Annotated in this window: 22 protein-coding genes; 10 read left to right on the top strand and 12 right to left on the bottom strand. The window is 72.1% G+C overall.

What is annotated here, in order from left to right:
* Positions 1-46 precede the first annotated feature (46 nt).
* Complete coding sequence (locus VFE82_RS05730) at positions 47-574, top strand: DUF4019 domain-containing protein (protein ID WP_324999284.1); 528 nt, start codon at positions 47-49, stop codon at positions 572-574.
* Here VFE82_RS05730 and VFE82_RS05725 read toward each other — a convergent pair.
* The 5 genes from VFE82_RS05725 to VFE82_RS05705 all read right to left on the bottom strand — a co-directional run bounded on the left by VFE82_RS05725 (position 571) and on the right by VFE82_RS05705 (position 5,596).
* Complete coding sequence (locus VFE82_RS05725) at positions 571-1,212, bottom strand: DUF4142 domain-containing protein (protein ID WP_324999283.1); 642 nt, start codon at positions 1,210-1,212, stop codon at positions 571-573. The genes VFE82_RS05730 and VFE82_RS05725 overlap by 4 nt on opposite strands.
* Before the next feature lie 200 nt (positions 1,213-1,412).
* A complete protein-coding gene (locus tag VFE82_RS05720) occupies positions 1,413-2,144 on the bottom strand; it encodes a DUF4142 domain-containing protein (RefSeq protein ID WP_324999282.1) in 732 nt (243 codons plus the stop codon).
* A gap of 65 nt (positions 2,145-2,209) precedes the next feature.
* A complete protein-coding gene (locus tag VFE82_RS05715) occupies positions 2,210-3,499 on the bottom strand; it encodes a hypothetical protein (RefSeq protein WP_324999281.1) in 1,290 nt (429 codons plus the stop codon).
* 162 nt (positions 3,500-3,661) lie between these two features.
* Positions 3,662-4,561 carry a ZIP family metal transporter gene (locus VFE82_RS05710; protein WP_324999280.1) on the bottom strand — a complete coding sequence of 300 codons (900 nt, stop codon included), beginning with the start codon at positions 4,559-4,561 and terminating at the stop codon, positions 3,662-3,664.
* 138 nt (positions 4,562-4,699) lie between these two features.
* On the bottom strand, positions 4,700-5,596 hold the full coding sequence (locus VFE82_RS05705; protein ID WP_324999279.1) for a dienelactone hydrolase family protein: 897 nt from the start codon (positions 5,594-5,596) through the stop codon (positions 4,700-4,702).
* Between the two features lie 117 nt (positions 5,597-5,713).
* Here VFE82_RS05705 and VFE82_RS05700 point away from each other — a divergent pair, with 117 nt between their 5' ends.
* Positions 5,714-5,902, top strand: coding sequence for a 4-oxalocrotonate tautomerase (locus VFE82_RS05700; protein WP_324999278.1), 189 nt, complete (start codon positions 5,714-5,716; stop codon positions 5,900-5,902).
* A gap of 15 nt (positions 5,903-5,917) precedes the next feature.
* Here the strand turns inward: VFE82_RS05700 and VFE82_RS05695 are convergent, their stop codons facing one another.
* Positions 5,918-6,442, bottom strand: coding sequence for a hypothetical protein (locus tag VFE82_RS05695; protein ID WP_324999277.1), 525 nt, complete (start codon positions 6,440-6,442; stop codon positions 5,918-5,920).
* Between the two features lie 111 nt (positions 6,443-6,553).
* On the bottom strand, positions 6,554-9,379 hold the full coding sequence (polA, locus tag VFE82_RS05690) for a DNA polymerase I (protein ID WP_324999276.1): 2,826 nt from the start codon (positions 9,377-9,379) through the stop codon (positions 6,554-6,556).
* A 72-nt stretch (positions 9,380-9,451) separates the two neighbouring features.
* Here polA and VFE82_RS05685 point away from each other — a divergent pair, with 72 nt between their 5' ends.
* The 6 genes from VFE82_RS05685 (at position 9,452) to VFE82_RS05660 (ending at position 14,746) form a co-directional block, all read left to right on the top strand.
* Positions 9,452-9,766, top strand: coding sequence for a hypothetical protein (locus tag VFE82_RS05685; protein WP_324999275.1), 315 nt, complete (start codon positions 9,452-9,454; stop codon positions 9,764-9,766).
* Between the two features lie 10 nt (positions 9,767-9,776).
* Positions 9,777-10,739, top strand: coding sequence for a homoserine kinase (locus VFE82_RS05680; RefSeq protein ID WP_324999274.1), 963 nt, complete (start codon positions 9,777-9,779; stop codon positions 10,737-10,739).
* Between the two features lie 96 nt (positions 10,740-10,835).
* Complete coding sequence (locus VFE82_RS05675; protein ID WP_324999273.1) at positions 10,836-11,591, top strand: BPSS1780 family membrane protein; 756 nt, start codon at positions 10,836-10,838, stop codon at positions 11,589-11,591.
* On the top strand, positions 11,588-12,340 hold the full coding sequence (locus tag VFE82_RS05670; protein WP_324999272.1) for an iron dicitrate transport regulator FecR: 753 nt from the start codon (positions 11,588-11,590) through the stop codon (positions 12,338-12,340). Before VFE82_RS05675 ends, VFE82_RS05670 begins: the two co-directional genes overlap by 4 nt.
* Positions 12,341-12,457: 117 nt before the next feature.
* Positions 12,458-14,209, top strand: coding sequence for a histidine kinase famiy protein (locus tag VFE82_RS05665; RefSeq protein WP_324999271.1), 1,752 nt, complete (start codon positions 12,458-12,460; stop codon positions 14,207-14,209).
* 327 nt (positions 14,210-14,536) lie between these two features.
* Positions 14,537-14,746 (top strand): hypothetical protein, encoded by a 210-nt coding sequence (locus VFE82_RS05660; RefSeq protein ID WP_324999270.1) that lies wholly within the window; start codon positions 14,537-14,539, stop codon positions 14,744-14,746.
* A gap of 91 nt (positions 14,747-14,837) precedes the next feature.
* Here VFE82_RS05660 and VFE82_RS05655 read toward each other — a convergent pair whose 3' ends face one another.
* Positions 14,838-15,125: a hypothetical protein gene (locus VFE82_RS05655; RefSeq protein ID WP_324999269.1), complete on the bottom strand. Its 288-nt coding sequence runs from the start codon at positions 15,123-15,125 to the stop codon at positions 14,838-14,840.
* Positions 15,126-15,395: 270 nt separating this feature from the next.
* Between VFE82_RS05655 and VFE82_RS05650 the strand changes: the two genes are divergently transcribed.
* Entirely contained in the window at positions 15,396-16,397 is a 1,002-nt protein-coding gene (locus tag VFE82_RS05650) for a P1 family peptidase (RefSeq protein WP_324999268.1), read from the top strand.
* A gap of 23 nt (positions 16,398-16,420) precedes the next feature.
* On the top strand, positions 16,421-17,755 hold the full coding sequence (locus tag VFE82_RS05645) for a TAXI family TRAP transporter solute-binding subunit (protein WP_324999916.1): 1,335 nt from the start codon (positions 16,421-16,423) through the stop codon (positions 17,753-17,755).
* On the opposite strand, the gene VFE82_RS05640 is transcribed toward VFE82_RS05645, so the two are convergent.
* From VFE82_RS05640 to VFE82_RS05625, 4 genes are all read right to left on the bottom strand, one after another.
* Positions 17,752-19,218, bottom strand: a complete 1,467-nt coding sequence (locus VFE82_RS05640) for a CHAD domain-containing protein (RefSeq protein WP_324999267.1) — start codon at positions 19,216-19,218, stop codon at positions 17,752-17,754. The genes VFE82_RS05645 and VFE82_RS05640 overlap by 4 nt on opposite strands.
* 72 nt (positions 19,219-19,290) lie before the next feature.
* Entirely contained in the window at positions 19,291-21,549 is a 2,259-nt protein-coding gene (locus VFE82_RS05635; protein ID WP_324999266.1) for a DUF1631 family protein, read from the bottom strand.
* Positions 21,550-21,622: 73 nt separating this feature from the next.
* Positions 21,623-23,290, bottom strand: coding sequence for an energy-dependent translational throttle protein EttA (ettA, locus tag VFE82_RS05630; RefSeq protein WP_324999265.1), 1,668 nt, complete (start codon positions 23,288-23,290; stop codon positions 21,623-21,625).
* 171 nt (positions 23,291-23,461) lie between these two features.
* Positions 23,462-25,639, bottom strand: a complete 2,178-nt coding sequence (locus VFE82_RS05625) for a DUF1631 family protein (protein WP_324999264.1) — start codon at positions 25,637-25,639, stop codon at positions 23,462-23,464.
* Between the last annotated feature and the right edge of the window lie 109 nt (positions 25,640-25,748).

The raw sequence follows: 25,748 nt of genomic DNA, 5'->3' as shown, positions 1-25,748 counted from the left end.
GCCGGCCGGGCCGCAGGACGGCCGCGAATCGGTTCCAATCGGACCCATGCCCATGCCCAAGCCCATGTACCGCTCCACCCTGACCGCCGTCGCCCTGGCGGCTGCCGCCCTCGGCGGCCCCGCGTTCGCCCAGCTCAAGGCGCCGTCCTCGGCCGGCGGCAAGCCCGCCCCCGCCGCCGCGGCGTCGCCGGCGCCGGCCGCCAGTGCATCCACCAGCCCCGAAGCGGCCGAGAAGGAAGCCGCCGGCCGGGTCGCCGCCGCCGGCTGGCTCAGCCTGCTGGACCGCCGCGACTGGGGCACCGCCTGGGAGACCTCGTCCGCCGTGTTCCGGGGCGCCGTGCCGCTGGCGCGCTGGATGGACGCGGTGCCGAAGGTGCGCACTGACCTCGGCGCACTGGTGGAGCGCACGCCGACGGAATCGGTCTACCGCACCGAGCTGGAGGGCCGCCCGCCGGGCGACTACGTGAGCGTGGTGTTCACCAGCAAGTTCGAGCAGCGCGAGATCGAGGAGGTGGTGACCACCGTGCGCGAGCCGGACGGCCGCTGGCGCGTCACCGGCTATCTCACGCGCTAGCCGCGGCTGCCGGCGCCCGGCAGCGCTGCAGGTCGCCAGCCCTCCGGCCGGGCACGCCGGCCGTCTCCGGCGATGCGCTGCACCGCCGCTTGCTGCTCGCGCAAGGTGGGCAGCTGGCGCTCGATCCAGCCCTTGAGCACCGGATCGCGCACGCCCAGCAGGGCCTGCTGGTACATCTGCACCTCCTCGCGCTGCCGGCGAGCCCCGACCAGTTCCATGAACTCGCGGTCGAACTTGGGTCCCGACATCCTGGCCAGCCGGGCCAGGGCCTTGCGCTGGGCGTTCTCCATCATGGGCGGCGCCATGGCGCGGCCGTGCAGCAGGTGCAGGATCTCGGCATCGGCCGCCTGGTGGTACTGCAGCTGCTCGGCGGCGAACTCGCGCACGCCCGCGCTCTGGGCGCGGGCGACGGCCAGGCGGCTGGCCTCGACCTCGAACCGGGCGGTGACGGCGGCGGTGCGCAGGAAGGCACGGGCCTGTCGCTCTTCGGGCGGCAGGCGGGTGACGTTGCGCGCCGCCTCGGCCGCGAAGCCGGTGCCGAGCGCGCGCCGGGGTGCCGAAGCAGCCTTGGCCGTCGGCTTGGCGGCAGGGTCGGGCGGCGACGGATGGACGGCGCCGATCTCGGCTTCGACCTCCATCGTTCCCGCGGCATTGGCCCATCGCGCGAGCAGCAGCGCACCCGCTGCCCCTGCAACCATTCCCCACACGACCCTGCGACCGACCACCGACTTCTCCAGCGCCGCAGACTTCGCGGCGGCCGCCATTATTGTTGGGCCGCGCGGGGCGCGGCGGCGTCGGACGCGTCCCACGCCGGCGTAGGACGGTCCGCCGCGCGACCTCAGGTGCCGGTCTTGTTGGCGCCGCTGCCGCCGCCGGTCTTGGTGCTGGCGCCGCCGCCGGTCTGGCCACCGGCCGCGCCGGCCTTGGCATCACCGCCGCCCATGCCGGTGTTCAGCTTCTGCGCCTGGGCCAGGTGCTCCTTGAGCTGGGGCAGGGTCTTGTCGGCGAAGGCCTTCAGTTCCGGATCCTTCAGGTCCTTGCTGGCCTTCTCGAACTCCTTGATGTCCTTCTCGTGCGCCTTGATGCCCACGTTGCGGATGTAGTCGCGATCGAACTCCTGGCCGTTCTTCTTGCCCAGCTGCTCGATGTCGCGCCGCATCGCGCGCGGCGGCGCGGCCGGCAGCTCGACGCCCTTGCTGTTGGCGATCTTGGTGAGCTCGTCGTTGGCCTTGGTGTGGTGGTCCACCAGCATGCCGGCGAAGCTCTTCACGTCGGGGCTGCTCGCGCGCGTCGTCGCCAGCTGGGACACCTGGACCTCGAACATGCCGCTGCCCGCAGCGCGCTCGATGAACCGGCGGTCGCCCTTGGCGACCTTGTCGTCCTTGCTGGTCTCGGACTGGCGCGTGCCGGTGGACGGCTGCGCCGCGGGGGCCGAGCGGCCGCCGGTGGCGGACGTGCCCGCGCCGCCCGTGCCCGAGGGCGCGGATCCGCTGGATGTCTGGGCGACTGCGCCGCCCAGCGAGAACGCCATCGCGAGCGCGACGGCCGAGAGTTTCATGGTCTTGTGCATGCGTTTGCTCCTGGTTTCAAGAAGACGGCGCCCGGAAGGCGCCGCCAAGTCGGGAAAAAGGTGGGTTACTTGCGCGGCGAGCCCGTGGTGCTGGCCGAGGTGCCGGTGCCGGAGGTCCCCGTGCCGGACCCGGTGGCGCTGGTGCTGCCGCCGCCCGGCACCGCCTCGGCACCCGAGGAGGCCTGGGTGCCGGCAGCGCCCGTCATCGAGCTGCCAGCCGTGCCCATGCCGCTGGAGCCGCGCAGGTCGTTCATCGAGCCGCCGCCCGAGCCGCCGGCGCCGCTGGCGCCCTGCCCCTGGGCACCGGATGCGCCCTGCTGCTGCGCGCCGACGTCCTGCTGGGGCACACCACTGTTCTGGCCCTGGCCGCCGCTGCGGCTGGACCGCCAGCTGTTGAACTCCTCGGAGAACTTCTTGTAGCGGTCCTGGCGCCAGTTGTGGTAATCGTTGTCGAGGTTGCGGATCTGCTCCTCGCGCCACTGGTGGTAGTCCGGGTCGTGGTGGTGCGGCTGGTGTCCGCCGAAGCCGCCCTGCTGCCCGTAGCCCTGCATGCCGCCGGAGCTGCCCACGCCCTGCTGGCCATGGGCCTGGCTGCTGCCGTAGGAACTGGAGCCCTGGCCGTACCCCTGCTGGCCGCCCTGGTGCTCGGGACCCCAGCCCACGTTGCCAGGATGGCTGCCGCCCAGCCCGCTCTGGCCGCGCCCGTAGAACGACTCGCCCTGCATGCCGCCGCGGTGACCCTGCATGCCGCCGTACTGCCCCTGCTGGCCGCCCCACTGCCCGCCCTGGCTGCCATAGCCGCCCTGGCCGTAGCTGCTGGCCGTGCCGCCCTGGCCGTAGTTCGTCGCCATGCCGCCGTAGGGCTGGCCGTGCTGCTGGCCATAGCTCTCGTCGTGGCCGCGCCAGCTGTCCTGGCTGTGGCGTGCCGGGCCGCCCTGCACGCTGCCCCAGCCGCCGGCGCCGCTCTGGCCGCCGCCGTAGCCGCCCTGGCCACCGTAGCCGCCCGGCCCGTAGCCGGACTGGCCGCCGTAGCTGCCTTCGCCGCCATAGCCGCCGCGGCCCCAGCCCGACTGGCCGCCGAACTCGCCGCCGGTCCCGCCGAACTCGCCGCCGCGGCCGTCATCCCGGCGGCCGCCGCCCTGCTCGCCCCGGCCCTGGCCGTGGTTCTCGCCGCCATAGCCGCCGTAGCCGCCCGACTGCTGCGAGCCCATGTCGCCGTAGCCGCGGGCCGATTCCCAGCCGAGGCCGCGGGCGCCCTGCGACGCCTGCGAGTCACGCTCGCGGCCCTGGTCCTGGCTCCAGCGCCCCTGCGGGCCCTGCTGCCGGTCGCGGTCTTCCCAGTCACGTGAAGCCATGTCCGTTCTCCTATCGAAGCAAGTTCGTCTGCGGCGGACTGGTTCCGCCGACCCCAGGGACCTTAGGACGAGGTCGGGCCGGACCCTGTCGGACAAGGGACGAACCGGTGTAGGAGCAGCTTGGCGGCGGGCAACCAAACGTTGCTGCTGCCGAGCAAGGCGTCAGTGCACGTGGGCGAACGCGCTCACGAGGGCGACGAGCCCGATGCCGACGCCCAGCCACAGCACCTGCGCGACCGTCTCGCGCGGGCCCAGCCGCCGCTGCAGCTGCGGAATCAGGTCGGCCAGCGCGACGTAGATGAAGCTGCTGCTGGCCACCACCAGCAGGAAGGGCAGCAGGCCGTGCAGCTGGTCGACCAGCCACCAGCCCACCAGGCCACCCAGCGGCGTCACGGCGCCGGCCATCGACACCTTCAGCAGCGCGGCACGCCGGCTCCCGCTGGTCTGGCGCAGCACGGCCAGGTCGCCGATGTGGTGGGGCACCTCGTGCGCCAGCACCGCGACCGCGGCGACCAGGCCCAGGCGCAGGTCGGCGACGAAGGCCGAGGCGATCAGCACGCCATCGCCGAAGCAGTGCACGCTGTCGCCGGCGAGCACCGCCCAGCCGCCGGAGCGAAGGTGCGGGCCGTGCGGGGCATGACCGTGCGCGTCCGGCGCCCCATGCGCCGTGTGGGCATGCGGGTGCCGGTCGTGGGCTGCTGCGGGCGCGCCGGGGTGCGATGCCGCATGCGCATGCGTGGCCGGCACCTCGCCGTGGCCGTGGTGTTCGTGGCCGTGGTGCCAGAGTTCCGCCTTGTCCAGGAGGAAGAAGAAGACGACGCTGACCAGGAGCGTGAGGAACAGCGGCTGCGGCTCGGCGCCGCTCTCGAACGCCTCGGGCAGCAGGTGCATGAAGGCGGTGGCGAGCAAGGCGCCGGCGGCCAGGCTGAGAAGATGCTGGGCCGCCGGTCGGCTGCCGCGTTCGGCCGACCGCAGCAAGCCCAGGCCCATGAGCGCCGCGGCCAGCCACACGCTGCCGATGCCGGCCGCCAGCGTGGCCACGAGGATCGCGATCAGAGTCATCGAGAAGCACGCCCGCTCCGCCTGCGGCCGGACGCATCCAAATCCATCAACCAAACACATGAAAGCCGCCCTGCGAGGGCGGCTTCCGCTGAAAGAACCTGTCGCCGCTCGCCGCGGCGACGACGCCGCGGCCGTGCGTCAGGCGACGCCGTTGGCCTTGAACCAGGCCAGCGCGCGGTTCCAGCCGTCCTCGGCCGGCCCCTGGCGGAAGCTCGGACGGTAGTCCGCGTGGAAGGCGTGCGGGGCGTCGGGGTAGACCACGAACTGCGAGGCCCTGGCCGCGGGCGAGCCACCGGCCAGGGCAGCCTTCATCTTATCAACCGTGTCCTGCGGGATGCCGGTGTCGGCGCCGCCATACAGCCCCAGCACCGGCGCGCGCAGGCCCGCCGCCACGTCGACCGGGTGCTTCGGGGTGAGCTCCGTGCTGTTGCCCACCAGCCGGCCATACCAGGCGACGCCAGCCTTCACCGGCCCCTGCGCGGCGTACAGCCAGGTGATGCGGCCGCCCCAGCAGAACCCGGTGACGCCGGCGCGCGAGACGTCGCCGCCGTGGGCACCCGCCCACTTCAGGGCGCCGTCCAGGTCGGCCAGGACCTGCGCATCGGGCACCTTGGAGACCAGTTCCGCCTGCAGCCGGGCGATGTCGGTGTACTTGGAGGCGTCGCCCTGGCGCGCGTACAGGTCCGGCGCGATCGCCAGGTAGCCGGCCTTGGCGAAGCGGCGCGCGGTGTCGGCGATGTACTCGTGGACGCCGAAGATCTCCTGCACCACGAGCACGACCGGCAGGCCGGTGCGGCCGGCGGGGGCGGCCCGGTAGGCCGGCACCTTGAAGCCGTTCACCTCGTACTCCACCGGCCCGGCGGTGAGGCCCTCGGCGCCGGTCTTGATCGCCGTCTGGGCCATCGCGGTGCCGGCCGCGGCGGCGTAGCCGACGCCCAGGACCTTCAGCGCCGTGCGGCGGCTCGGTCCCGCCTCGCCGGTCGCACCGGCAGGCAGCAGGGCATCGAAATCGTTCTTCAGGTCATCGGAAAGCATCGGGGGGGATTCTCCTGGTGGAAGGATGCGGACGCGGCGCGAGGATAGCCGGGCCGTGGCCGCAGTGCCGGGCGCGCTCCGATAATCCCCGGCTTCGCATCATTCCCAGGAGATCCCATGCCCACGCTGCGCGTCGAACTGATGGAGGGCCGCACGCCCGAACAGAAGAAGGAACTGGTCAAGGCCCTCACCCAGGCCGTGGTCGACACGCTGGGCAGCAAGCCCGAGTCGGTCGACATCCTGCTGTTCGACATCAAGCGGCACGACTGGGCCACCGGCGGCGTGCTCTGGTCCGAGCAGTCCTGAGATCGCCCCGGGGCGTCACTGCCCCAGGTGGTGCCACTGGTCCTCGGGCAGCGCCGCGAGGAAATCGTGGGCGACCTGCAGCGCGCCGGTGCGCGCAGCCCACTCGATCTGGTCCCGCAGCCGCAGGCGCTTGCTGATCGGCGAGGTGGCGGGCCACTCGGCGTTCTGCAGCGGCGGCGGCGCGACCAGCACCCGGCCCTGCAGCGCCTGCGTCGGCAGCAGCCGGTGGAACGCCGCCCACTGGGCGGGCACGGGGCAGGCGCGGTTGTTGCGGCGGGCCAGCACCATCACATCGTCCAGTGTCACAGGCCCGGTGCCTGACGCGGCGTCGCGGTCCGCCTGCGGCTCCATCGGGCGGGTCGGGTCGAACGCGAGACGGCCGGACTGCGCCTGGGTGCGCTCGAAGTCGGCGCCGGGCGCTTCCTGCAGAGCCAGGAACCGCTGCCAGGCGGACTCGCTCGTCTCCTCCAGCGCATCCGGGGCGGTGGCGCGCTCGGCCGGGAACCGGGCGTCGAAGGAGGTGGGTTTGCGGGTGGCCATGACCGGCCGATTATGGTGGCGGCAGGCGCCGGCCACCAGGGGCCGGACCGCGGCCGCTGCCAACGCGTGCGCCGTTGGCGCGCCAGGCAACCGCGCGGGCGACCGGCAGCCTCAGTGCGCCTTGTCCCAGTTCTCGCCCATGCCGATCTCGGCCAGCAGGGGAACGCGCAGCTCGGCGACGCCGGCCATCAGCTTCGGGATCTCGGTGCGCACCCACTCCGCCTCGGCCTGCGGCACCTCGAACACCAGTTCGTCGTGCACCTGCATGATCATCCTGGTGCCGCGGTTCTCGCGATCGAGCACCTCCTGCACCTTCACCATCGACAGCTTGATCAGGTCGGCCGCCGTGCCCTGCATGGGGGCGTTGATGGCGGCGCGCTCGGCGCCGCCGCGGCGCGGCCCGTTCGGCGAGTTGATCTCGGGCAGATACAGGCGGCGGCCGAACACGGTTTCGACGTAGCCGCGGCTCTTGGCCGACAGCCGGGTCTCGTCCATGTACTGCTTGACCCCCGGGTAGCGCTGGAAGTAGCGGTCGATGTAGGCCGCGGCGGCCTTGGTCTCGATGCCCAGGTTGCGGGCCAGCCCGAAGCTGCTCATGCCGTAGATCAGGCCGAAGTTGATCACCTTGGCATAGCGGCGCTGCTCGCTCGAGACGTCCTGCGGCGCCACGCCGAACACCTCGCTGGCGGTCGCCCGGTGCACGTCCAGGCCCTCGGTGAAGGCCCGCAGCAGCGCCGGGTCCTCGGACAGGTGGGCCATGATGCGCAGCTCGATCTGGCTGTAGTCGGCACTGGCGATCAGATGGCCCGGCGGCGCGACGAACGCCTCGCGCACCCGGCGGCCCTCGGTGGTCTTGATCGGGATGTTCTGCAGGTTCGGCTCGTTGCTGGAGAGCCGCCCGGTCACCGCCACCGCCTGCGCGTAATGGGTGTGCACGCGCCCGGTGCGCGGGTGCGCCATCTGCGCGAGCTTGTCGGTGTAGGTGCCCTTGAGCTTGGACAGGCCGCGGTGCTCCAGGATCTTGGCCGGCAGCGGGTAGTCCTCCGCCAGCTTCTCCAGCACCTCCTCGTCCGTGCTGGGCGCGCCGCTGGCGGTCTTCTTCACCACCGGCAGGCCCAGCTTGCCGAAGAAGATCTCGCCGATCTGCTTGGGGCTACCCAGGTTGAACGGCTGGCCGGCGAGTTCGTGCGCCTCCTTCTCCAGCTGCATGATGCGCTGGCCCAGCTCGTGGCTCTGCCTGGCCAGGGTGGCGGCGTCGATCAGCACGCCGTTGCGCTCGATGCGGTACAGCGTCTCGCTGCTGCGCATCTCCAGGTCGTAGATGAAGCGCAGCTTGGGGTCGCGCTCCAGCTTGGGCCACAACGTCAGGTGGACGTCCAGCGTCTGGTCCGAATCCTCGCAGGAGTACTCCGCGGCCTTGTCGATGGCGACCTGCTGGAACGGGATCTGGTGCGCGCCCTTGCCGGCGATGGTCTCGAAGTCGATGCCGCTGCGTCCCAGGTGGCGCTCGGCCAGGCTGGCCAGTCCGTGCGGCTTGTGCACCTCGAGCACATAGCTTTGCAGCATGGTGTCGTGCGCGTAGCCGCGCACCTCGATGCCGTGGTTGGCGAAGACGTGGCGGTCGTACTTCACGTGCTGGCCGAGCTTGGGCCGCTCGGGGTTTTCGAGCCAGGGCTTCAGGCGCGCCAGCACCTCCTCGCGCGGCAGCTGGTCCGGCGCACCGGCGTAGCTGTGGGCCAGCGGGATGTACGCGGCCACGCCCGGCTCGACCGAGAACGACAGCCCGACGATCTCGGCCAGCATCTCGTCCAGCGAACTGGTCTCGGTGTCGAGCGCCACCAGGGGCGCCGCCTCCAGCCGTGCCAGCAGCGCATCGAAGCGGTCCCAGGCCAGCACGGTCTCGTACTGGAGGTTGGTGGCGCGCGAGAGGCCGGACAGGTCGGGCTCCTCGAACAGTCCCGCGCCGGCGGCGCCGGGCCCCACCTTCCGGTGGCTGCGGTGCTCCTCGAGCAGCTCGGGTGGCACGTCGTGCAGTTCGAGCTGCTTGATCAGGCCCTTGAAGCCGTAGCGCTCGTAGAACGCCTTGAGCTTCTCGATGTCCTGGCCGCCGACCACGATGTCGTCCAGTGACGGCAGGCCGGGGATGTGGTCCTTCAGGTCGCAGTCCTTGCGGATGGTGAGCAGTTCGCGCCCCTTGGGAATCCACTCCAGCGCCCGGCGCAGGTTCTCGCCGACCGCACCCTTGACCTCGTGCGCGCGTGCCAGGAGCGCGTCGAGCGATCCGTACTCCTGCAGCAGCTTGACGGCCGTCTTGGGGCCGACCTTGTCCACCCCGGGCACGTTGTCCACCGAATCGCCCACCAGGGTCTGGTAGTCCACCATCAGTCTGGGGGGCACGCCGAACTCGGCCTCGACGCCGGCCAGGTCGCGGCGTCGCTCGTTCATGGTGTCGATCACGACGACGTGTTCGTTCACCAGCTGCGACAGGTCCTTGTCGCCGGAGGAGATCACGGTGTGCAGGCCCTGTTCGGTGGCCATGCAGGACAGGGTGCCGATCACGTCGTCGGCCTCGACGCCGGGCACGTGCAGCACCTTCCATCCCAGCAGCCGCACCACTTCGTGGATCGGTTCGATCTGGGACCGCAGGTCGTCGGGCATGGCCGACCGGTTGGCCTTGTAGTCGGGGTACAGGTCGTCGCGGAAGGTCTTGCCGGGCGCATCGAACACGCATGCGGCGTAGTCGGCGAGCACGTCCTTGCGCAGCTTCTGCAGCATGTTGATCATTCCGCGGATCGCGCCGACGGCGGGACTGGCGGGATCGCCGGGCACCGCACGCAGGTCCGGCATCGCGTGGAAGGCCCGGTACAGGTAGCTGGAGCCGTCGACCAGCAGCAGGGTCTTGGGGTGGTCGGGGGTGTCGGAGGCAGGCTCGCTCATTCCCGGAATTGTGTCACCCGCGAATGCACGCGTCGGGCGGGCAGGCCGGGCGGCCGCGCCTACAATCCGGGCATGTCCTCCCGTGCCCCGCTCGCCCTGCTCCTCGCCTGCGCCGCGACGCTGGCCCACGGCCAACCGGCCGGCGACGATGCCGCGCAGGGACGGCGCAACCAGAAGGTGGAGCGCATCCACCACGAGGACGGCGCCAACCGCATCGACGAGGTCCGCTACGGCGGCCAGACCGAGAGCATCACGGTCCAGCCGAAGGCCAACGTCCCCGCCTACGAGGTGGCGCCCGCCAACCTCTCCCGCAGCCGCCCCGGGGACGACCGCAACGGCCTGTCGGCCGCGGGTGGCCAGCGCTCCTGGAACCTGCTGCGCTTCTGACCCCCAGCCGATGGCAGTCTTCACCGAGGTCCCGGAGGACGAGGCGCGCGGCCTGCTGCGCGGGCTGGGCCTGGGCGAGCTGCGCGAGCTGCGCGGCATCCAGGGCGGCATCGAGAACACCAACTACTTCGCCACCACCGAGGACCTGTGCGGCCGGCAGGAGTGGGTGCTGACGGTCTTCGAACGGCTCACGTTCGAGCAGCTGCCGTTCTACCTGCACCTGATGAAGCACCTGGCCCAGCGCGGCATCCCGGTGCCCGATCCGGCGGCCGACCGCGACGGCGACATCCTGCACACGGTCTGCGGCAAGCCCGCCGCGGTGGTCAACCGCCTCCCGGGCCGCAGCGAGCTGGCCCCCACCGCCGCCCATTGCGCCAGCGTCGGCGAGATGCTTGCGCGCATGCACCTGGCCGGCCGCGACTTCGGCCGCAGCCAGCCGAACCTGCGCGGGCTGGCGTGGTGGAACGAGACGGTGCCGGTCGTGCTGCCGTTCCTGGATCCGCCGCAGGCCGCGTTGCTGCGCAGCGAGCTCGCCTTCCAGAACCACGTCGCCGCGTCGTCGGCCTACGCCGGCCTGCCGCGCGGGCCGGTGCACGCCGACCTGTTCCGCGACAACGTGATGTTCGACGACGGCGCCCTCACCGGCTTCTTCGACTTCTACTTCGCGGGGGTCGACACCTGGCTGTTCGACGTGGCCGTGTGCCTGAACGACTGGTGCATCGACCTGGCCAGCGGCGTCCACGACCCGGTGCGCGGCCAGGCGTTCCTGCAGGCGTACGCGCGCGTGCGGCCGTTCGCCGCAGCCGAGCGCCGGCTGCTGCCGGCGATGCTGCGGGCGGGCGCGCTGCGCTTCTGGATCTCACGCCTGTGGGACTTCCACCTGCCGCGCGAGGCCGCCCTGCTCAAGCCCCACGATCCCGCGCATTTCGAGCGTGTCCTGCTGCAGCGGGTGCGCCAGCCAGTGACCGTCTGAGCCGCCAAGCCAGCCCATCCGCCAACTCCTTCACGATCGCCTCGCCGGCGCCATCGGCCCCGCGAATCCGCGACGCCCGTCCGACCGTACTCCGCCATGAAACTCAACGTCGTGCCGCCGCGCACCGGGCTCCTGTGGGTCCGGCTGGGCATCCAGACCTTCGTGCGGCAGCCGCTCGCCCTGGCGGGACTGTTCTTCATGTACATGGCAGTGGTGATCGTGATCTCGCAGATTCCCGTGCTCGGCCCGCTGATCGGCGGGCTGCTGGTGCCGGCGGCCACGCTGGGCCTCATGGCCGCGACGGCCGAGGCGGCCGGCGGGCGCTTCCCGCTGCCCACGGTGCTGGTCAGTGCATTCCGGGCCGGCCGCCAGCGCGCCCGCGCAATGCTGGTGCTGGGCGCGATCTACACGGTCGGCTCGCTGGCGGCCACCACGCTGGGCGGGCTGCTCGGTGGCGGCACGCCCTCCGGCGCGCAGCGCAGCGATGCCTCGACCTTCGTCACGCTGCTGCTGCACCTGCCGCTGTTCATCATGTTCTGGCACGCGCCGGCGCTGGTGCACTGGCACGGCGTCCCGCCGGCCAAGAGCCTGTTCTTCAGCGTGGTCGCCTGCTGGCGCAACCTGGGAGCCCTGCTCGTCTACGGACTGGGCTGGATGGGCGTGTTCATCGCGGTCGGCACGGTGCTCGGCCTGGTCGGCGGCCTGGCCGGCGGCGCCGGGCTGGCCCGCACCGTGATGGTCCCGGCCGCGCTGCTGATGGCCGCGATGTTCTCGACGTCCATTTGGTTCACCTTCCGCGACAGCTTTGCCGCCGACGCGGCCCCCTCCACCGCCGCAGACCCCGCACCATGACCCGCCACACCCTGCAAGGCCGCGACGACGCCGAGCTCCTCTGGTTCCGCCGCCGCGGCATGCTGCGGGCCGCTGCCGCCTGGACGACCCTGGGCGGCTTCGCCGCGGCGTGGGCCCAGCAGCGCAGCAATGTCGTCGAGCTGGTCGGCGATGCGCAGGTGAACGGCCGGCGTGCCACGCCGGCCACCGCCATCCAGACCGGCGACGCGGTCGAGACCGGGCCCGGCTCGAACCTGGTCTTCGTGATCGGCACGACGGCCTTCCAGGTGCGGCAGAACTCGCGGCTCGTCGTCGAGCGCGGCGCGACGCTCCATTCGGTGGGCGTGCTGCGCCTGCTGACCGGCGCGGTCGCCAGCGTGTGGGGCCGCGGCCCGCACCGCACCATCGTCACGCCGACGCTCACCGCCGGCATCCGCGGCACCGGCGTGTACACCGAGGTGTTCCCCGCCCAGGCCAGCCGCAGCTACTTCTGCAACTGCTACGGCACCGTGGAGCTCCAGGCCGGCCGCGACCGGGCCGTGTCTCGTGCCGACTACCACCAGTCCTTCTGGGGCGAGGCCGAACCGAAGGCCGGACGCCTGCTCACGCCGGCCCAGGCCATCAACCACACCGACGAGGAACTGGAGTTCCTGGCCAGGCTGGTGGACCAGCGCACCACCTGGCAGGTGCTGGGTCGCAAGGGTGTCAAAGACGGCAACGGCTCCATGGACGAGAACCCGGCGCAGGCCCGTCCGGCCTCGGCGCGCTGACCGCGGGGCCTGCGCACGACGAGGGCTTGGGGACCTCTCCGACAGACCGCCGCGGCGCGCGGCCCTAGGGTGGTGCCCTGGCCTGGCGCGATGCCGGCCAGCTTTGCAGGAGCGCCCATGACCGTCGGCCGCGACCCGACCGATCCCCGACAGCAGCAGCAACTCGACACCGAAGGCGGCGGCCAGAGCGGCGGGGTCCCGGCCGCGGGCGAACTCGAGGGCAGCAGCTACAACCCCCTGGGCAACCCGGGCCTGCGCCACTGGCAGGCCAGCTACATCACGCGGCCCGGCATCGAGGACCGCGACAACGTCTTCTTCGCTGCCGTCGAGATGACGCGCATGCCGATGGTCGTCACCGATCCGAACCAGCCCGACAACCCCGTGGTCTTCATCAACCGCGCCTTCCTGGACCTGACCGGGTACTCGCGGGAGCAGGTGCTGGGGCGCAACTGCCGCTTCCTGCAGGGCGAGCTGACCGATCCGGCCACGGTGGCGGAGGTGCGGGAGGCCGTTCGTGAGCGGCGCGCGGTGGCCGTGGACATCCTCAACTACAAGGCGGACGGCTCCCACTTCTGGAACGCGCTGTTCGCCGGGCCGATCTTCGACGCCGAAGGGCGCCTGCTGTACTGGTTCTCCTCCCAGCTGGACATCACGCACCGCCGGGCGGCCGAGCAGACGTTCCGCCAGGCCCAGAAGATGGAAGCGATCGGCCAGCTCACCGCGGGCCTGGCCCACGACTTCAACAACCTCCTGCAGGTCATCTCGGGCAACCTGGAGCTGGCGCTCATGCACGCCGGCGACAACGCCACGCTGCGCACCGCCATCGAGCGGGCGACGCAGGCGGCGGCCAAGGGCGGCCGCCTCACCCAGCAGCTGCTCACGTTCGCGCGCAAGCAGCGGCTGGAGCCGCGCCGGGTGAACCTGAACACGCTCGTGGTGGAGTTCAGCGACATGCTGATGCGCACGCTCGGCGAACAGGTCGACCTGCGGCTGGACCTGCGGCCGGCACTGCCCGTCTGCACGCTGGACCCCGTGCACATGGAGATGGCCCTGCTGAACGTGCTGATCAACGCACGCGATGCGATGCCGGGCGGCGGCCGCGTCACGGTCGGGACCTCGCTGGTGCAGGAGTCCGGCCGTGCCGGGGAGCAGGCGGCGCCCGGACAGTACGTCGCGCTCTGCGTGACCGACGAGGGCGAAGGCATGACGCCGGACGTCCGGCGCCGCGCGACCGAACCCTTCTTCACCACCAAGGGCCCCGGCACCGGCCTCGGCCTGGCGATGGTGCACGGCTTCGTGCAGCAGTCGCATGGCCGGCTGGAGATCGAGAGCGAGCCCGGCCGGGGCACCACGGTCCGGATGCTGTTCCCGGTGGCATCGGAGCGGGCGGTCCAGGGCGACGCCGCGCCGGCGCCTGCGGAGCAGACCGGAACGCGGACCGTGCTGCTCGTCGAGGACAGCGACGACATCCGCGAGGTCGCCGAGATCTACCTGCAATCCCTGGGCTGGCGGGTGCTCGCCGCAGCGAGCGGCGAGCAGGCGCTGCAGATCCTCCAGGAGCAGCCCGTGCCCGACCTGCTGTTCACGGACGTCCTGATGCCCGGCGGCATGAACGGCGTGCAGCTGGCCGAGCGCGCGCGCCGGCTCCATCCGGAGCTGCCGGTGCTGCTGACGACCGGCTACATGGACGAACTGCTGACCTACGGGCAGCGCACCGCGCAGATGGTGACCCTGGGCAAGCCTTACCGCCGCACCGACCTGGCCGAGAGCATCCGGCAGACGCTGGCGAAAGCGCAGGCGCAGGCGCAGGAACGAGTGAGAGCGCCAGCATCTGCAATGCCGCAGCGGCGCCAGACGTCGGCGGGCTGAGCGCCAGCCTGGTGGCGCGCGCTGCGGCGGTCCGGCGCCGCGCCCCGTCCGCTGCGAACGTCTGCTGAAAGCGCGCCGCTCCCATCCCACGCGCAGCCGCACCGCGCGGCATCCGCACGCGCGCCCGCGGCGCGACACGCTCCTGTGCCCACGCCGGCTGGTGCGCAACGCGGCGTCGATGCCGTCCATGCCAGCCTGCGCCTTCCCCCGTCCCGTCCCTGGCACCGCACGTGACAAACGCGTCACGTGGACGAGGCGTTCGCTGACATCCATGGATCAGCGTCCCCGCTGAAATGGGGACTCACGGACAGACGAAAGGAGTACGCCATGTCCCAGCAAGCGCTCATTCGCGGAGAAGTGAGCTTTCGCGTCGGCGACGGCATGATGATGCCCATCCCCGACGGCCCCGTTGACATCGAGATCGCCGATGACAGCGTGACGGTGTCGTGGATCGAAGGCCGCGATCCCGGCTCGGCCGCCATTCCGCGCGACGAATACGACCGCTACGTGCGCGAAGGCAAGATCAAGGTCGACTGAAGGACGCGCCTGCGGGCGCACAGTCGCAAGAAAGGCCGGGAGACCCGGCCTTTTCTTCTACGGGCCGGGGATCCCGGCCTGTCGCTGCAGCTCAGCGCATGAAGAGCTTGGAGAACACGATGCCGACCGCGAAGGCCACGCCGACGGCGGCCAGCGGATTGGTGCGCACCTGCTCGCGCGCCATGTCGCCGTACTCCTGCTGCCAGCCCATCATCTTCTCGCTGGAGGAGCCGAGGGTCTGCTCCAGGCGGTCGACGGCCTGGTGGGCGGCCTGCGCCATGCGCTGCACGCGGCCTGCATCGGCACCGGTGCCGCCGGAGGCGCCACCGTCCATGGTCGAGCTGGTCGGGAAGGGGGATTCGCTGGTTTCGCTGTTCATCGGATGCTCCGTTGGTGTTCGAACGAGTCGCCGGCGAACCCGGCTTGCAGCGACTGTAGGAAGCCCAGCGTTGAGAGCCTGTCGTCCGGATGGGAGTCCGCCTGTCAGACGATTCCTTCTCCGGCCGGGCGGTTCGCCCCTGTCCGCCCGTCTCGTCGCCACTGCCATCGGCAACTGAGCCGCCGGCACGCCGCGCCGGCCGTCGGGGCCGATCGCAGTGACGCCCCGAGGGGCGGCCGGTTCCACCCGCATGTGGATAATCGCCCGCGCATGCAAGCGCCCCCTCTTGCGCCGCCCGGCGGCGCCATCACCGATGTCGCCGGCATCGAGGTCGGCCACTTCACCGACGACCGGCGGCCCACCGGCTGCACCGCGGTGCTGGCCCGCCAAGGCGCGGTGGCGGGTGTCGACGTCCGTGGCGCGGCGCCGGGCACGCGCGAGACCGACCTGCTCGCCCCCACCAACCTCGTCGAGCGCGTGCACGCGGTGATGCTGAGCGGTGGCAGCGCCTGGGGCCTGGACGCCGCCAGCGGCGCGATGCGCTGGCTCGAGGCGCAGGGCATCGGCCTGGAGGTCGGACCCGCGCGGGTCCCGCTGGTGCCGGCGGCCGTGCTCTTCGACCTGTACCTGGGCGACACGCGCGTGCGCCCCGATGCCGACGCTGGCCATGCCGCCTGCGCCGCCGCCTCGGCGCAACCACCCGCCGAAGGCTGCGTGGGCGCCGGCGCCGGCGCGGTGGTCGGCAAGATCTTCGGCCTCGATCGCGCCATGAAGGGCGGCATCGGCACCGCCTCGGTGCGGGCCGGCGGCTTCACCGTCGGCGCCATCGTGGCCTGCAACGCCCTGGGCGACGTCATCGACCCCGACACCGGCCGCGTGCTAGCGGGCGCGCGCACCGAGGATGGCCGCGCCCTGCTGGACACCCGGCGGGCGCTGCTGGCCGGGCAGCCGCCGCGCCGGGTGGCGGCCGCGGCGAACACCACCATCGGCGTCATCGCCACCGATGCCGTGCTCACCAAGGCGCAGGCCAACCGCCTGGCCACCGTCGGCCATGACGGACTGGCCCGCAGCATCAACCCCGGCCACACGATGCTCGACGGCGACACCCTGTTCGCGCTCGGCACCGGCGCCAGCGGGCGCCCGGCCGAGATGATGCTGCTGTCGGTGCTTGCGGCCGAAGCCGTGGCCCGCGCCACCGTCCGTGCGGTCCGCGCGGCCACCACGCTGTCGGTGGGCGGCCTGCACCTGCCCGCGCTGCGCGACCTGCCGTGAAGCTCCCCGATGCCCGCCTGAAGATGCCCAAGGCGATCCGCTACACCCTGGTCTCGGTGCGCGACCTGCTGATCTCGGCCGGGCCGGTCGCGGCCCTGGCCATCGGCCTGCTGGTGCTGGCCTACTTGTGGCTCGATCCGGCGCCGCCCCGCACCGTGCGGCTGGCCACCGGCCCGGCGCAGAGCGCCTACGACGAATTCGGCAAGCGCTACAAGGCGGCGCTCGCGCGCAACGGCATCGAGGTGGTGCTCGTGCCCAGCGGTGGCTCGACGGCCAACGAGCGGCTGCTGCGCGACAACAAGGCCGATCTGGCCTTCGTGCAGGGCGGCACCTCGGGCCGCGAAGGCAGCGCCGAGGTGCTGGAGGGCCTGCAGTCGCTCGGCAGCCTCTTCGTCGAGCCGGTCTGGCTGTTCTACCGCGAGGAGGCCGCGCGCAGGAAGTCGCGCGGCGGCACCCTCACCTCGCTCACCCAGCTGGAAGGCCTGCGGCTGAACGCGGGCTCGCGCGGCAGCGGCGTGCCGCGCCTGATGCGGCGCCTGTTCGAGGCCAACCGGATCGACCCTGCCTCGATGACGCTGTCGCAGCTGGAACAGACGCCCGCGGTCACTGCCTTCCTCGCCGGCGAACTCGACGCGGTGGTGTTCGCTTCCGCGCCGGAGTCGCTGATGGTGCAGATGCTGCTGCAGACCCCCGGCGTGAAGCTGATGGACTTCGCCCAGAACGAGGCCTACTCGCGGCGCTTCGGTTTCCTCACGCCCGTGGTGCTGCCGCGCGGCATCGTCGACCTGGCCGGCGACGTGCCGCCCGAGCCGGTGCGGCTGGTTGCCACCACCACGGCGCTGCTCACCCGGGACGACACGCACCCGGCGCTGGTGCAACTGTTCGCGCAGGCGGCCCGCACACTGCACGGCCCGGCCGGCTGGTTCAACCGCGCGCGCGCCTTTCCCAGCCTCGAGCAGAGCGAGTACCCGGTCTCGCGCGAAGCCGAACGCGCGATCCAGGGCGGCGCGCCGTTCCTGCAGCGCTACCTGCCGTTCTGGCTGGCCAACCTGGTCGAGCGCATGTGGCTGGCGCTGGGCATCATCATCGCGGTGCTGCTGCCGCTGTCGCGCATCGTGCCGCCGCTCTACGCGTTCCGCATCCGCTCGCGCGTGTTCCGCTGGTACGCGCAGCTGCGCGCGATCGAGGACCGCGGCGCCGAGGCGCCCGGGGAGCGGGCCGAGCTGCTGGGCGAGCTGGACGCGCTCGAACGCCGCGTGGCCCGGGTGACGGTGCCGCTGTCATACGCCGACGAGCTGTACGCGCTGCGCAGCAACATCAACCTGGTGCGCTCGCGCCTGGCCAGCGCCGCGTCCTAGCGCCAGAACGGCTTCACGCGCGACAGCCGGCGCAATGCCTTGCCGCCGGCCCTGGCCAGCGGTGCGCGCCGCGCCGACAGCCAGCCGGCGCCGAACAGTGCCTTCGGATCGTCCTGCGCCAGCCGGCGCCAGGCCGCCAGCGCGATCGCCTCGTCGTTGTTCAGGCCCAGGGCGTCCTGCACCGGCTTGAGCTCGCGCACGAAGGCCTGCACGCGGCGGGTCGTGAACAGCGGCTGGGAGAATTCCGCCAGATACCGCAGCCGCTTGAGCCGCTTGCGCACCCGGTGCTGCAGCGGTTCGTCCAGCTCGGTGAAGCGTTCGCCCTCGCGCGTCACCTGCCGCCACAGGCGCTGCAGCGCGCGGCGCAGCGCCTTGCGCGGCTTGCCGGGCTGCCGGCCGACCCGCACCTGCTGCGCAAGCAGGTCGAACAGCGCGTCCTGGAACGCGGGGGCCCGCACCACCTCGCCCGGCTCCGCCAGGGCCGGCGCGTGCGGCGCGGTCTCCAGCGGCGGGCCGCCGGCGGCGAGCAGCTGCGGCGCGACCAGGCGGGTCACGTGCGTCCAGTCACGGTGCGCGCCGAGGGCCCGGAACGCGTCGACGAGCGCGGGCTCCGCGCCGGCGTCCAGCGGCGCCAGCGCCTGCAGCTCGCGCAGCGCGGTGCGCAGCCGCCGGATCCCGACCCGCAGCTGGTGCACATGGTCGTCGGCGTTGCTGCCGGCCGCGATCTCGCTCGCGTTGCCGATCACCTGCGCCAGGCAGGACGCGAGCACCGCGGCCACGAATTCGCCACTTCCGGCATCCGGGTCGCAGGCCACGGGGTCGGCCCCGACCGGCGCTCCGGTCACCTGCCCCGCGGCGAGCAGGCGGCCGCGCTGGGCCTTGCTGGTGGCGCTCAGCCACAGTCCGTGGCGCCCGGCCCATCGCCGTGCCAGCTGCACCGCATCGGCGGGATCGCCGTCCTTGAGCTCGACTTCGAGCTCGCGCACCACGTGGCTGCGACCGGCTGCCAGCAGACGGCCCTGGTCCAGCGCCAGTTCGAGCACGGAGGCGCCTTCACGGACGTCCCGCAACGTGCGCTCCACATCGGTCTCGAACGTCACCTGGAGCGGCGGGAACGCGTCCCCTGCCGGGCACCCCAGCGCTTCGCGGATGCGCGGCGACAGCGGCGTGCCGTCGTGGCGACCGGGATCGGCGGCCGGCGTGGCCGCCGCGGAATCCGGCAGCGGCACGTTGTGCTCGAGACGCTCGACCGGCCCGCTGCCCGGCCCCTTGGCCGTCTGCACCCAGCGATCGCCCTCCAGCCGCAGACGCAGCGCCACGCCGTGCCGGGCGAGCGCCTGGTCGGGCGTGTCGAGGTACAGCGCACGCAGCCGCACGCGCTGCACCGGTTCGGACGCGACCTCGGCAGCCACCTCGTCGAGGCGGGCCACCGGGATCTCCAGCTTCAGTTCGAACTCGGTCATGCGTGCCGATTGTGGCCAGCGCCGATGCCCGGCCATGCAGGACGCCGCCCCGCGCCGGCGGCATGCCCAGGGCTACAGCTTGAACTCGGCGCTGTTGAGCAGCGCGGCGCCCGCGATGGCATCGAGCGCGCCGTCGACCACCGCCTGCCCGGACACCAGGCGCAGCGAGCCCGATTGCGCCATCGCGCTGGCGAGCTTGGGCGTCATCGAATGCGACTTCCCGCTGGCGGCGGTGAACATCAGCAGGGTGCGGTGCGGGCTGATCCAGCTGAGCTGCCAGCGCGACCAGCTGCCGTCCAGCAGCAGTTCGACCCAGCTGCCAGGCTGCAGCGACAGCGGCAGGTCGGGGTCGGCCGCCGGCAGCGGCGCCGGCCGGCTCGGCGCACGGGCGGCCTCGGTCGCCGCGAACAGCGGCGGCTCGGTGCCGGGCACCGACTCCATGAAACCGGTCTGCTGCTGCTCCGAGGGCGCCAGCCAGCTCTCGGACTCCAGCGGCACCGGGCCGAGGAGCCGCTCGAGTTCCTCGCGTCCGCGCATGCGCAGGTCACCCTCGGCCGGCACCGGCTCCGCCGGCAGGCCCTTGAGGGCGCGCTGGTGCAAGGCAGCCAGCGCGTCCAGGAACCGGCGGATCTGCACCTGCGCGTAGCCGATGGACCTCAGGCCCCGCTGCAGGGTGTCCAGCAGTCCCGGCAACGTGCGGCCCAGCCTCGTGGCCGCCGCCATCGAGCTGTGTGGCAGCACGCTCCAGAGCAGCTCGGGAACGGCGGCGCGGTAGCCACCGGGATCGTGCTGGCCTTCGGCGTCGGCCAGCTGCGCCTGCGCCATGACCTGCACCCAGGGCCCGAGCAGGAAGGCGGACACCTCGGCCGGCGCCTGGGCCAGGTCGGCCCGGCCTTCGATCTCGCGGCCGAGCCGCGATGCGAGCAGGTTGCGCTGCTCGGCCTTGAGCAGCGCGCGGACCGCCTTCTCGCGGTGGCGGCGCTCGCGTGACTGGCCGCGCGTCCAGGCGTCGTCCAGCGTCTGCACCGCGAATTCGTAGGGTTCCGCGCCTTCGACATGGGTCTGCACCAGGGCCTCGACGGCCTCGCGCAGCGGACCGATGAAGCCGTCGTAGCCGGGCTCGTCCTCGGCCTGCCAGGCGAGGCTGCGCGTGGTCATCTCTTCCAGGAAGCGGCGCGCCGGATGGCGCCGGTCGCTGAAGAAGCGCGGGTCCTTGAGCGCCAGCCGCAGCAGCGCCGGCTCGAGCGCGCGCAGCTCGGTGCGCACCGAGGGCAGCAGGCGATCGTCGCCGGCGAGGTTCTCGACCATGAGGCTGACCACCTCCAGCGCGAGCGCCTGGCCGGGCCGGTGCACTTCGCGCCGCAGCGACTCGCGCAGCGAGGCCGAGCCGCCGCCGGCAGCCGCCTCGAGGGACTCGCGCCGGCGCAGCCGCTGCATCACCGACTCGACCTGCCGCATCTCCTGCAGCACCTCGACGGCCGCGGGAACGGTTTCGGCGAAGCCCACGGGATGGTCTGCCGGCGCGGGTGCAGCGGACGGCATGGGAGCGGCGGCCGTCGGGCGGCCGTCCCCCTCGCCGGCGAGCAGCCGCTGCAGCGCGCGCACCGTGAGCAGCGTGCTGATCTCGGCCGGCATGGCGGCGCCGCCGTCGCCGCCGCGCGGGCCCGACGCTGGCGCGGCCACGATCTGGAACCCGGCTTCGCTGACCCCCTGCGCGCGCAGGAAGGCACACAAGCGCCCATAGGTGGCGGCCAGCTCGGGACCGAGCGCCTCGCCCAGGAACTGCAGCCAGCGCAGCCGGATCGCGGGCGACACCGGGCTTTGCTGCAGCACCGAGCGCAGGCTGCGCACGTAGGTGTCGGGCCGCAGCGGATTGCGATCGCTCTGGACGGTGCGCAGGCCCTGCGCCGCGCACACCAGCGCGCTCAGCTGCACCAGTTCGGCCTCGACCGCGCTCGCGACGGACTGCTGGGTGCGCAGGACCTCAACGCTCTCCTGGACCTGCGCGTCGTCGACCAGTTCGAGCTCGGCAAAGCTGAGGGCGCCCGCGCCCTGGCGCGCCGCATGGCCGGAGATCGCCTGCGCGAAGTCGGTCAGCAGCATCTGGGGGTAGGCGACGCACAACGCGGGCTCGTGCTTGCCCAGCAGGGTGATGGCCTCGTGCACGGCCTGCCGCACTGGTGCGTCGGGCGCGCGCGCGGTGCGGTCGGCCAGGCTGGCCTGGACGCGCCGGATGGCGCGCTGCATCAGGTCGCGGCCGTCGGCGGCCGCCTCCTTGATGCAGGCGCGGTACACCGACTGGAGCGAAGGGGAGCTGGCGGTCACAGGCATCGGTCGAGCTGTCGCCGCCTTTATAGCGCAGCGACCGCGGCCTCGATGCGGCCGTGTCGCCGGTGAAAACGGCTTACTTCAGCGCCTTGAAACGCACCCGCTTGGGCTTGGCGCCCTCCTCGCCCAGGCGCTTCTTCTTGTCGGCCTCGTACTCCTGGTAGTTGCCATCGAAGAAGACCCACTGGCTGTCGCCCTCGGCGGCCAGGATGTGGGTGGCGATGCGGTCCAGGAACCAGCGGTCGTGGCTGATCACCAGCACGCTGCCCGCGAACTCCAGCAGCGCGTCTTCCAGCGCGCGCAGCGTCTCGACGTCCAGGTCGTTCGACGGCTCGTCCAGCAGCAGCACGTTGCCGCCCTGCAGCAGCGTCTTGGCCAGGTGCAGCCGGCCGCGCTCGCCGCCGGACAGCATGCCGACCTTCTTCTGCTGGTCGCTGCCGTTGAAGTTGAAGCGGCCGCAGTAGGCCCGGCTGGCCATCTGGAACTTGCCGATGTTGATGATGTCGAGGCCGCCCGAGACGTCCTCCCACACGGTCTTGTTGTCGGACAGCTCGTCGCGGTGCTGGTCGACAAAGGCCATCTGCACGGTCTTGCCGATCTTCACCTCGCCGCTGTCCGGCTTTTCCTTGCCCGCGATCAGCTTGAACAGCGTCGACTTGCCCGCGCCGTTGGGGCCGATGATGCCCACGATGGCGCCGGCCGGCACCTTGAAGCTCAGGTTGTCGATCAGCAGGCGGTCGCCGAACGACTTGCTCACGTTGACGAACTCGATCACCTCATGGCCCAGGCGCTCGGCCACCGGGATGAAGATCTCGTTGGTCTCGTTGCGCTTCTGGTATTCGACGTCGCTCAGCTCCTCGAAGCGGGCCAGGCGCGCCTTGCTCTTGGACTGGCGGCCCTTGGCGTTCTTGCGGACCCACTCCAGTTCGCGCTTCATGGCCTTGGCGTGCGCTTCCTCGCCCTTCTGCTCGGCCTCCAGGCGCGCTTCCTTCTGCTCCAGCCAGGTGCTGTAGTTGCCCTTCCACGGGATGCCGCGGCCGCGGTCCAGCTCCAGGATCCACTCGGCGGCGTTGTCCAGGAAGTAGCGGTCGTGGGTGATGCCCACCACGGTGCCGGAGAAGCGGGCCAGGAACTGCTCGAGCCATTCGACCGATTCGGCGTCCAGGTGGTTGGTCGGCTCGTCCAGCAGCAGCATGTCGGGCTTGGACAGCAGCAGGCGGCACAGCGCGACGCGGCGCTTCTCGCCGCCCGACAGGTGCTGGATGGTGGCGTCCCAGGGCGGCAGGCGCAGCGCATCGGCCGCGATCTCCAGCTGGTGGTCGCTGTCGCTCTCGGCCCCGGCGGCGGCGATGATGGCTTCGAGCTCGGCCTGCTCGGCGGCCAGCTTGTCGAAGTCGGCATCGGGTTCAGCGTAGGCGGCGTAGACCTCCTCGAGGCGCTGCTTGGCCGCGTTGACCTCGCCCATGCCGCCCTCGACGGCTTCGCGCACGGTCTGGTTCGGATCGAGCTGCGGCTCCTGGGGCAGATAGCCGATCTTCAGGCCCGGCATCGGCGTGGCCTCGCCCTCGATCTCGTTGTCGATGCCGGCCATGATCTTCAGCAGCGTCGACTTGCCCGAGCCGTTGAGGCCGAGCACGCCGATCTTGGCGCCCGGGAAGAAGGACAGCGAGATGTCTTTCAGGATCTGCCGCTTCGGCGGCACGATCTTGCTGACGCGGTTCATGGTGTAGACGTACTGGGCCATGGCTCTCGTTGTGTGTGGGGGATGCAGGACCCGCGACGGCGCGGGGGAACCCGCAATTATCGGCCTGCCGCGCAACCCCGTCGCGCCGCCGGCCGGCAAGCGGCGCACCGAGGCCTGTCCAGGCGGCGGCCCGGCCGCGGCAACGGGCCCGACCGGCCCGCCACGTGCGCCTCAGGCCTTGCGGTCGAGACTGTTTTTCAGCGCCGCCTGGGCGACCTGGTCGAAGGCGTCGTCGACCACGTTTCGGCCGGCGACCACGCGCAACAGGCCCTGCGAGCGCAGCCGGTCCAGCGTGCGGCGCGACATCGAATGCGCCGTGCCCGCCAGGGCAGTGAACATGAACAGGGTGCCGTGCGGGCTGGCCCATGTGAGCTGCACCCGCGTCCACTGCCCCTGCACCATGAGCTCGGCCCAGGCGCCGGTGCGCAGCTCGGCAGCGGCGCCCAGCGGCTCGGCCCCGGAGCCGGGCTCGCCCAGGTCGGCCAGCAGCTCGTCGAGGTCGCCCAGCTGGCTCTCGATCCAGCCGGATTCCTGGGCTTCATCCTCGGCCAGCCAGGGTTCGGGCTCGACCGCCTGCTCCAGCGGCGGCTCCGCTTCGAGCGCCGCGGCGGCGTCGCGTGCCACGGCGGCCTCGCTGCCCTCCTCGAGCGCAGCCTCGTGCAGCGTGGCCAGGCTGTCGAAGAACCGCTGGCTGAGCTCGGGCGGATAGTCGATCCGCTGCAGGCCTTCGCCCAGCCGGGCCAGCAAGGCGGGCACCATCTGCTTGAGCCGGCGTGCGCGGCCACGCTGCGCCGTGCTCTTCTGCACGCTCCAGATCAGGTCGTCCACCAGTGCGCGGTACCCGAACGGATCGTCGGAGCCGTCGGTGCAGCTCAGCTGAGTCTCGGCCACCACCTGCGCCCAGCTGCCGCGCAGGAAATCGAGCACGAACGGTGCGACGTCCAGCCCGTGGCAGAGCGCCTCGAAATCCTGGGCCAGCTTCTGCGCGAGCAGGTTGCGCTGCTCGGCATGCAGCAATGCGCGCGCCGCCTCCTCGCGCCGCTGGCGCAGGCCGCTGTCCTGGTCGCTCCAGGTGCGTTGCAGGTGGTCCAGCAATTCGCCGAAGGTGTCGGCGTCCAGCACCTTGCTGCCGGCGACCCACTTCACGGCATCCTCGACCGTGCCCATGAAGCGGCGCCAGCCATCGTCGGATTCGCTCTGGAACGCCAGGCTGCGCTGCGTGATGCGGTCGAGCAGCAGGCGGGCCGGATGCGTGCGGTCGCTGAAGAAGCGCGAATCCTGCTGCGCGAGCCGCGCCACCCCGGGCTCGAAGGCGCGCAGCTGCTTGCGGAAGGCCGGCAGCAGCCGATCGTCCTGCCCCAGCGTGTCGAACATCAGGCGCAGCACCTCGCCGCCGAGCTGGCGGCCCAGGCGCGCGCCGGGCGGCGGTTCGTGGGCGGCGGCGGGCTCGGCCGGCGCGGCCGGCTTGGGCCGCTCCTCCAGCCGCTTGACCAGCGCGTCGACCTGCTTGAGCTCCTGCAGGAGCGACATCGAGGCCGGCACGGTGTGCAGGAATTCCGGCTTGCCCGGCGGGGGGTCGAAGTCGCCCGCCAGCAGCTTGCGCAGGCGGTCCAGCGTGAGCAGCGTCTTGGCCATCGTCCCCGCAGCCGGGGCGCCGGTGGCGCTGCCCTGCTGCAGCCGCCCGCCCAGCGGCACCGCGGGCTCGATGCCGCTGGACAGGAGCCAGTCGGCCAATTCCCGGTAGAGCCGGCGCAACTGCGCACCCAGCAGGCCCGCGGCGGGCGTGATCATCGTCTCGCGGGCACGCGTGTCGGGCACGTGGGCGGCCAGCGTGACCTGCAACGCCCGCACGAACACCTCAGGCCGCAGCGGATTGAGGCCGGGCTGGATCGTGCGCCAACCCATCAGGGTGCTGACCAGGGCGTCGAGCGTGGGCAGCACGTCGTCGACGGCCAGGGAGACCTCCTGCTGGGCGCGTGCGACCTCGATGCTCTGGTCGAGCTCTGCATCGCCGAACAGCTGCAGGTCTTCGTAGCGCAGCACTTCGGTCTGCACCTGGTCCTTGCCGCCGCCTTCGTAGACCAGGCGGGCCAGCTCCGCGGAATAGGTCGCACAGGCCGCCGGCCTGGCATGGTCCAGGGAGGCGATGGCCACCTTCACCGAGGTCAGCTGGAAGGCGGCGATGCTCTGCGGGCCGGCGGGTGTGGCGCCGCGCACCAGGCCGCCGATGACGTCGGCCATGAGCAGCTCGGCCTGCTGCAGCATGGTCGAGAGGCAGTCGTTGAGCGTGGGCTGCAGGGTCGTCGGGTCGTCGGCGACGCCGAGTCTGAGCTTGAGCATCTTGGCCATGGTCGCGTTGATTATGTCCGGCACGCCCGGCTTTGCGAAGCGTGCGACAATGCGGCTTCCCGCGGACCACAGTCGATCCTCGGGCTCAGCGATTCGCTGGGGCGTGCCG

It is taken from the genome of Ramlibacter sp. (genome assembly GCF_035655895.1).
Lineage (GTDB): Bacteria > Pseudomonadota > Gammaproteobacteria > Burkholderiales > Burkholderiaceae_C > Ramlibacter.
The sequence above is the reverse complement of the archived record's forward strand: the minus strand, read 5'-3'. Positions and strand labels throughout refer to the sequence as shown.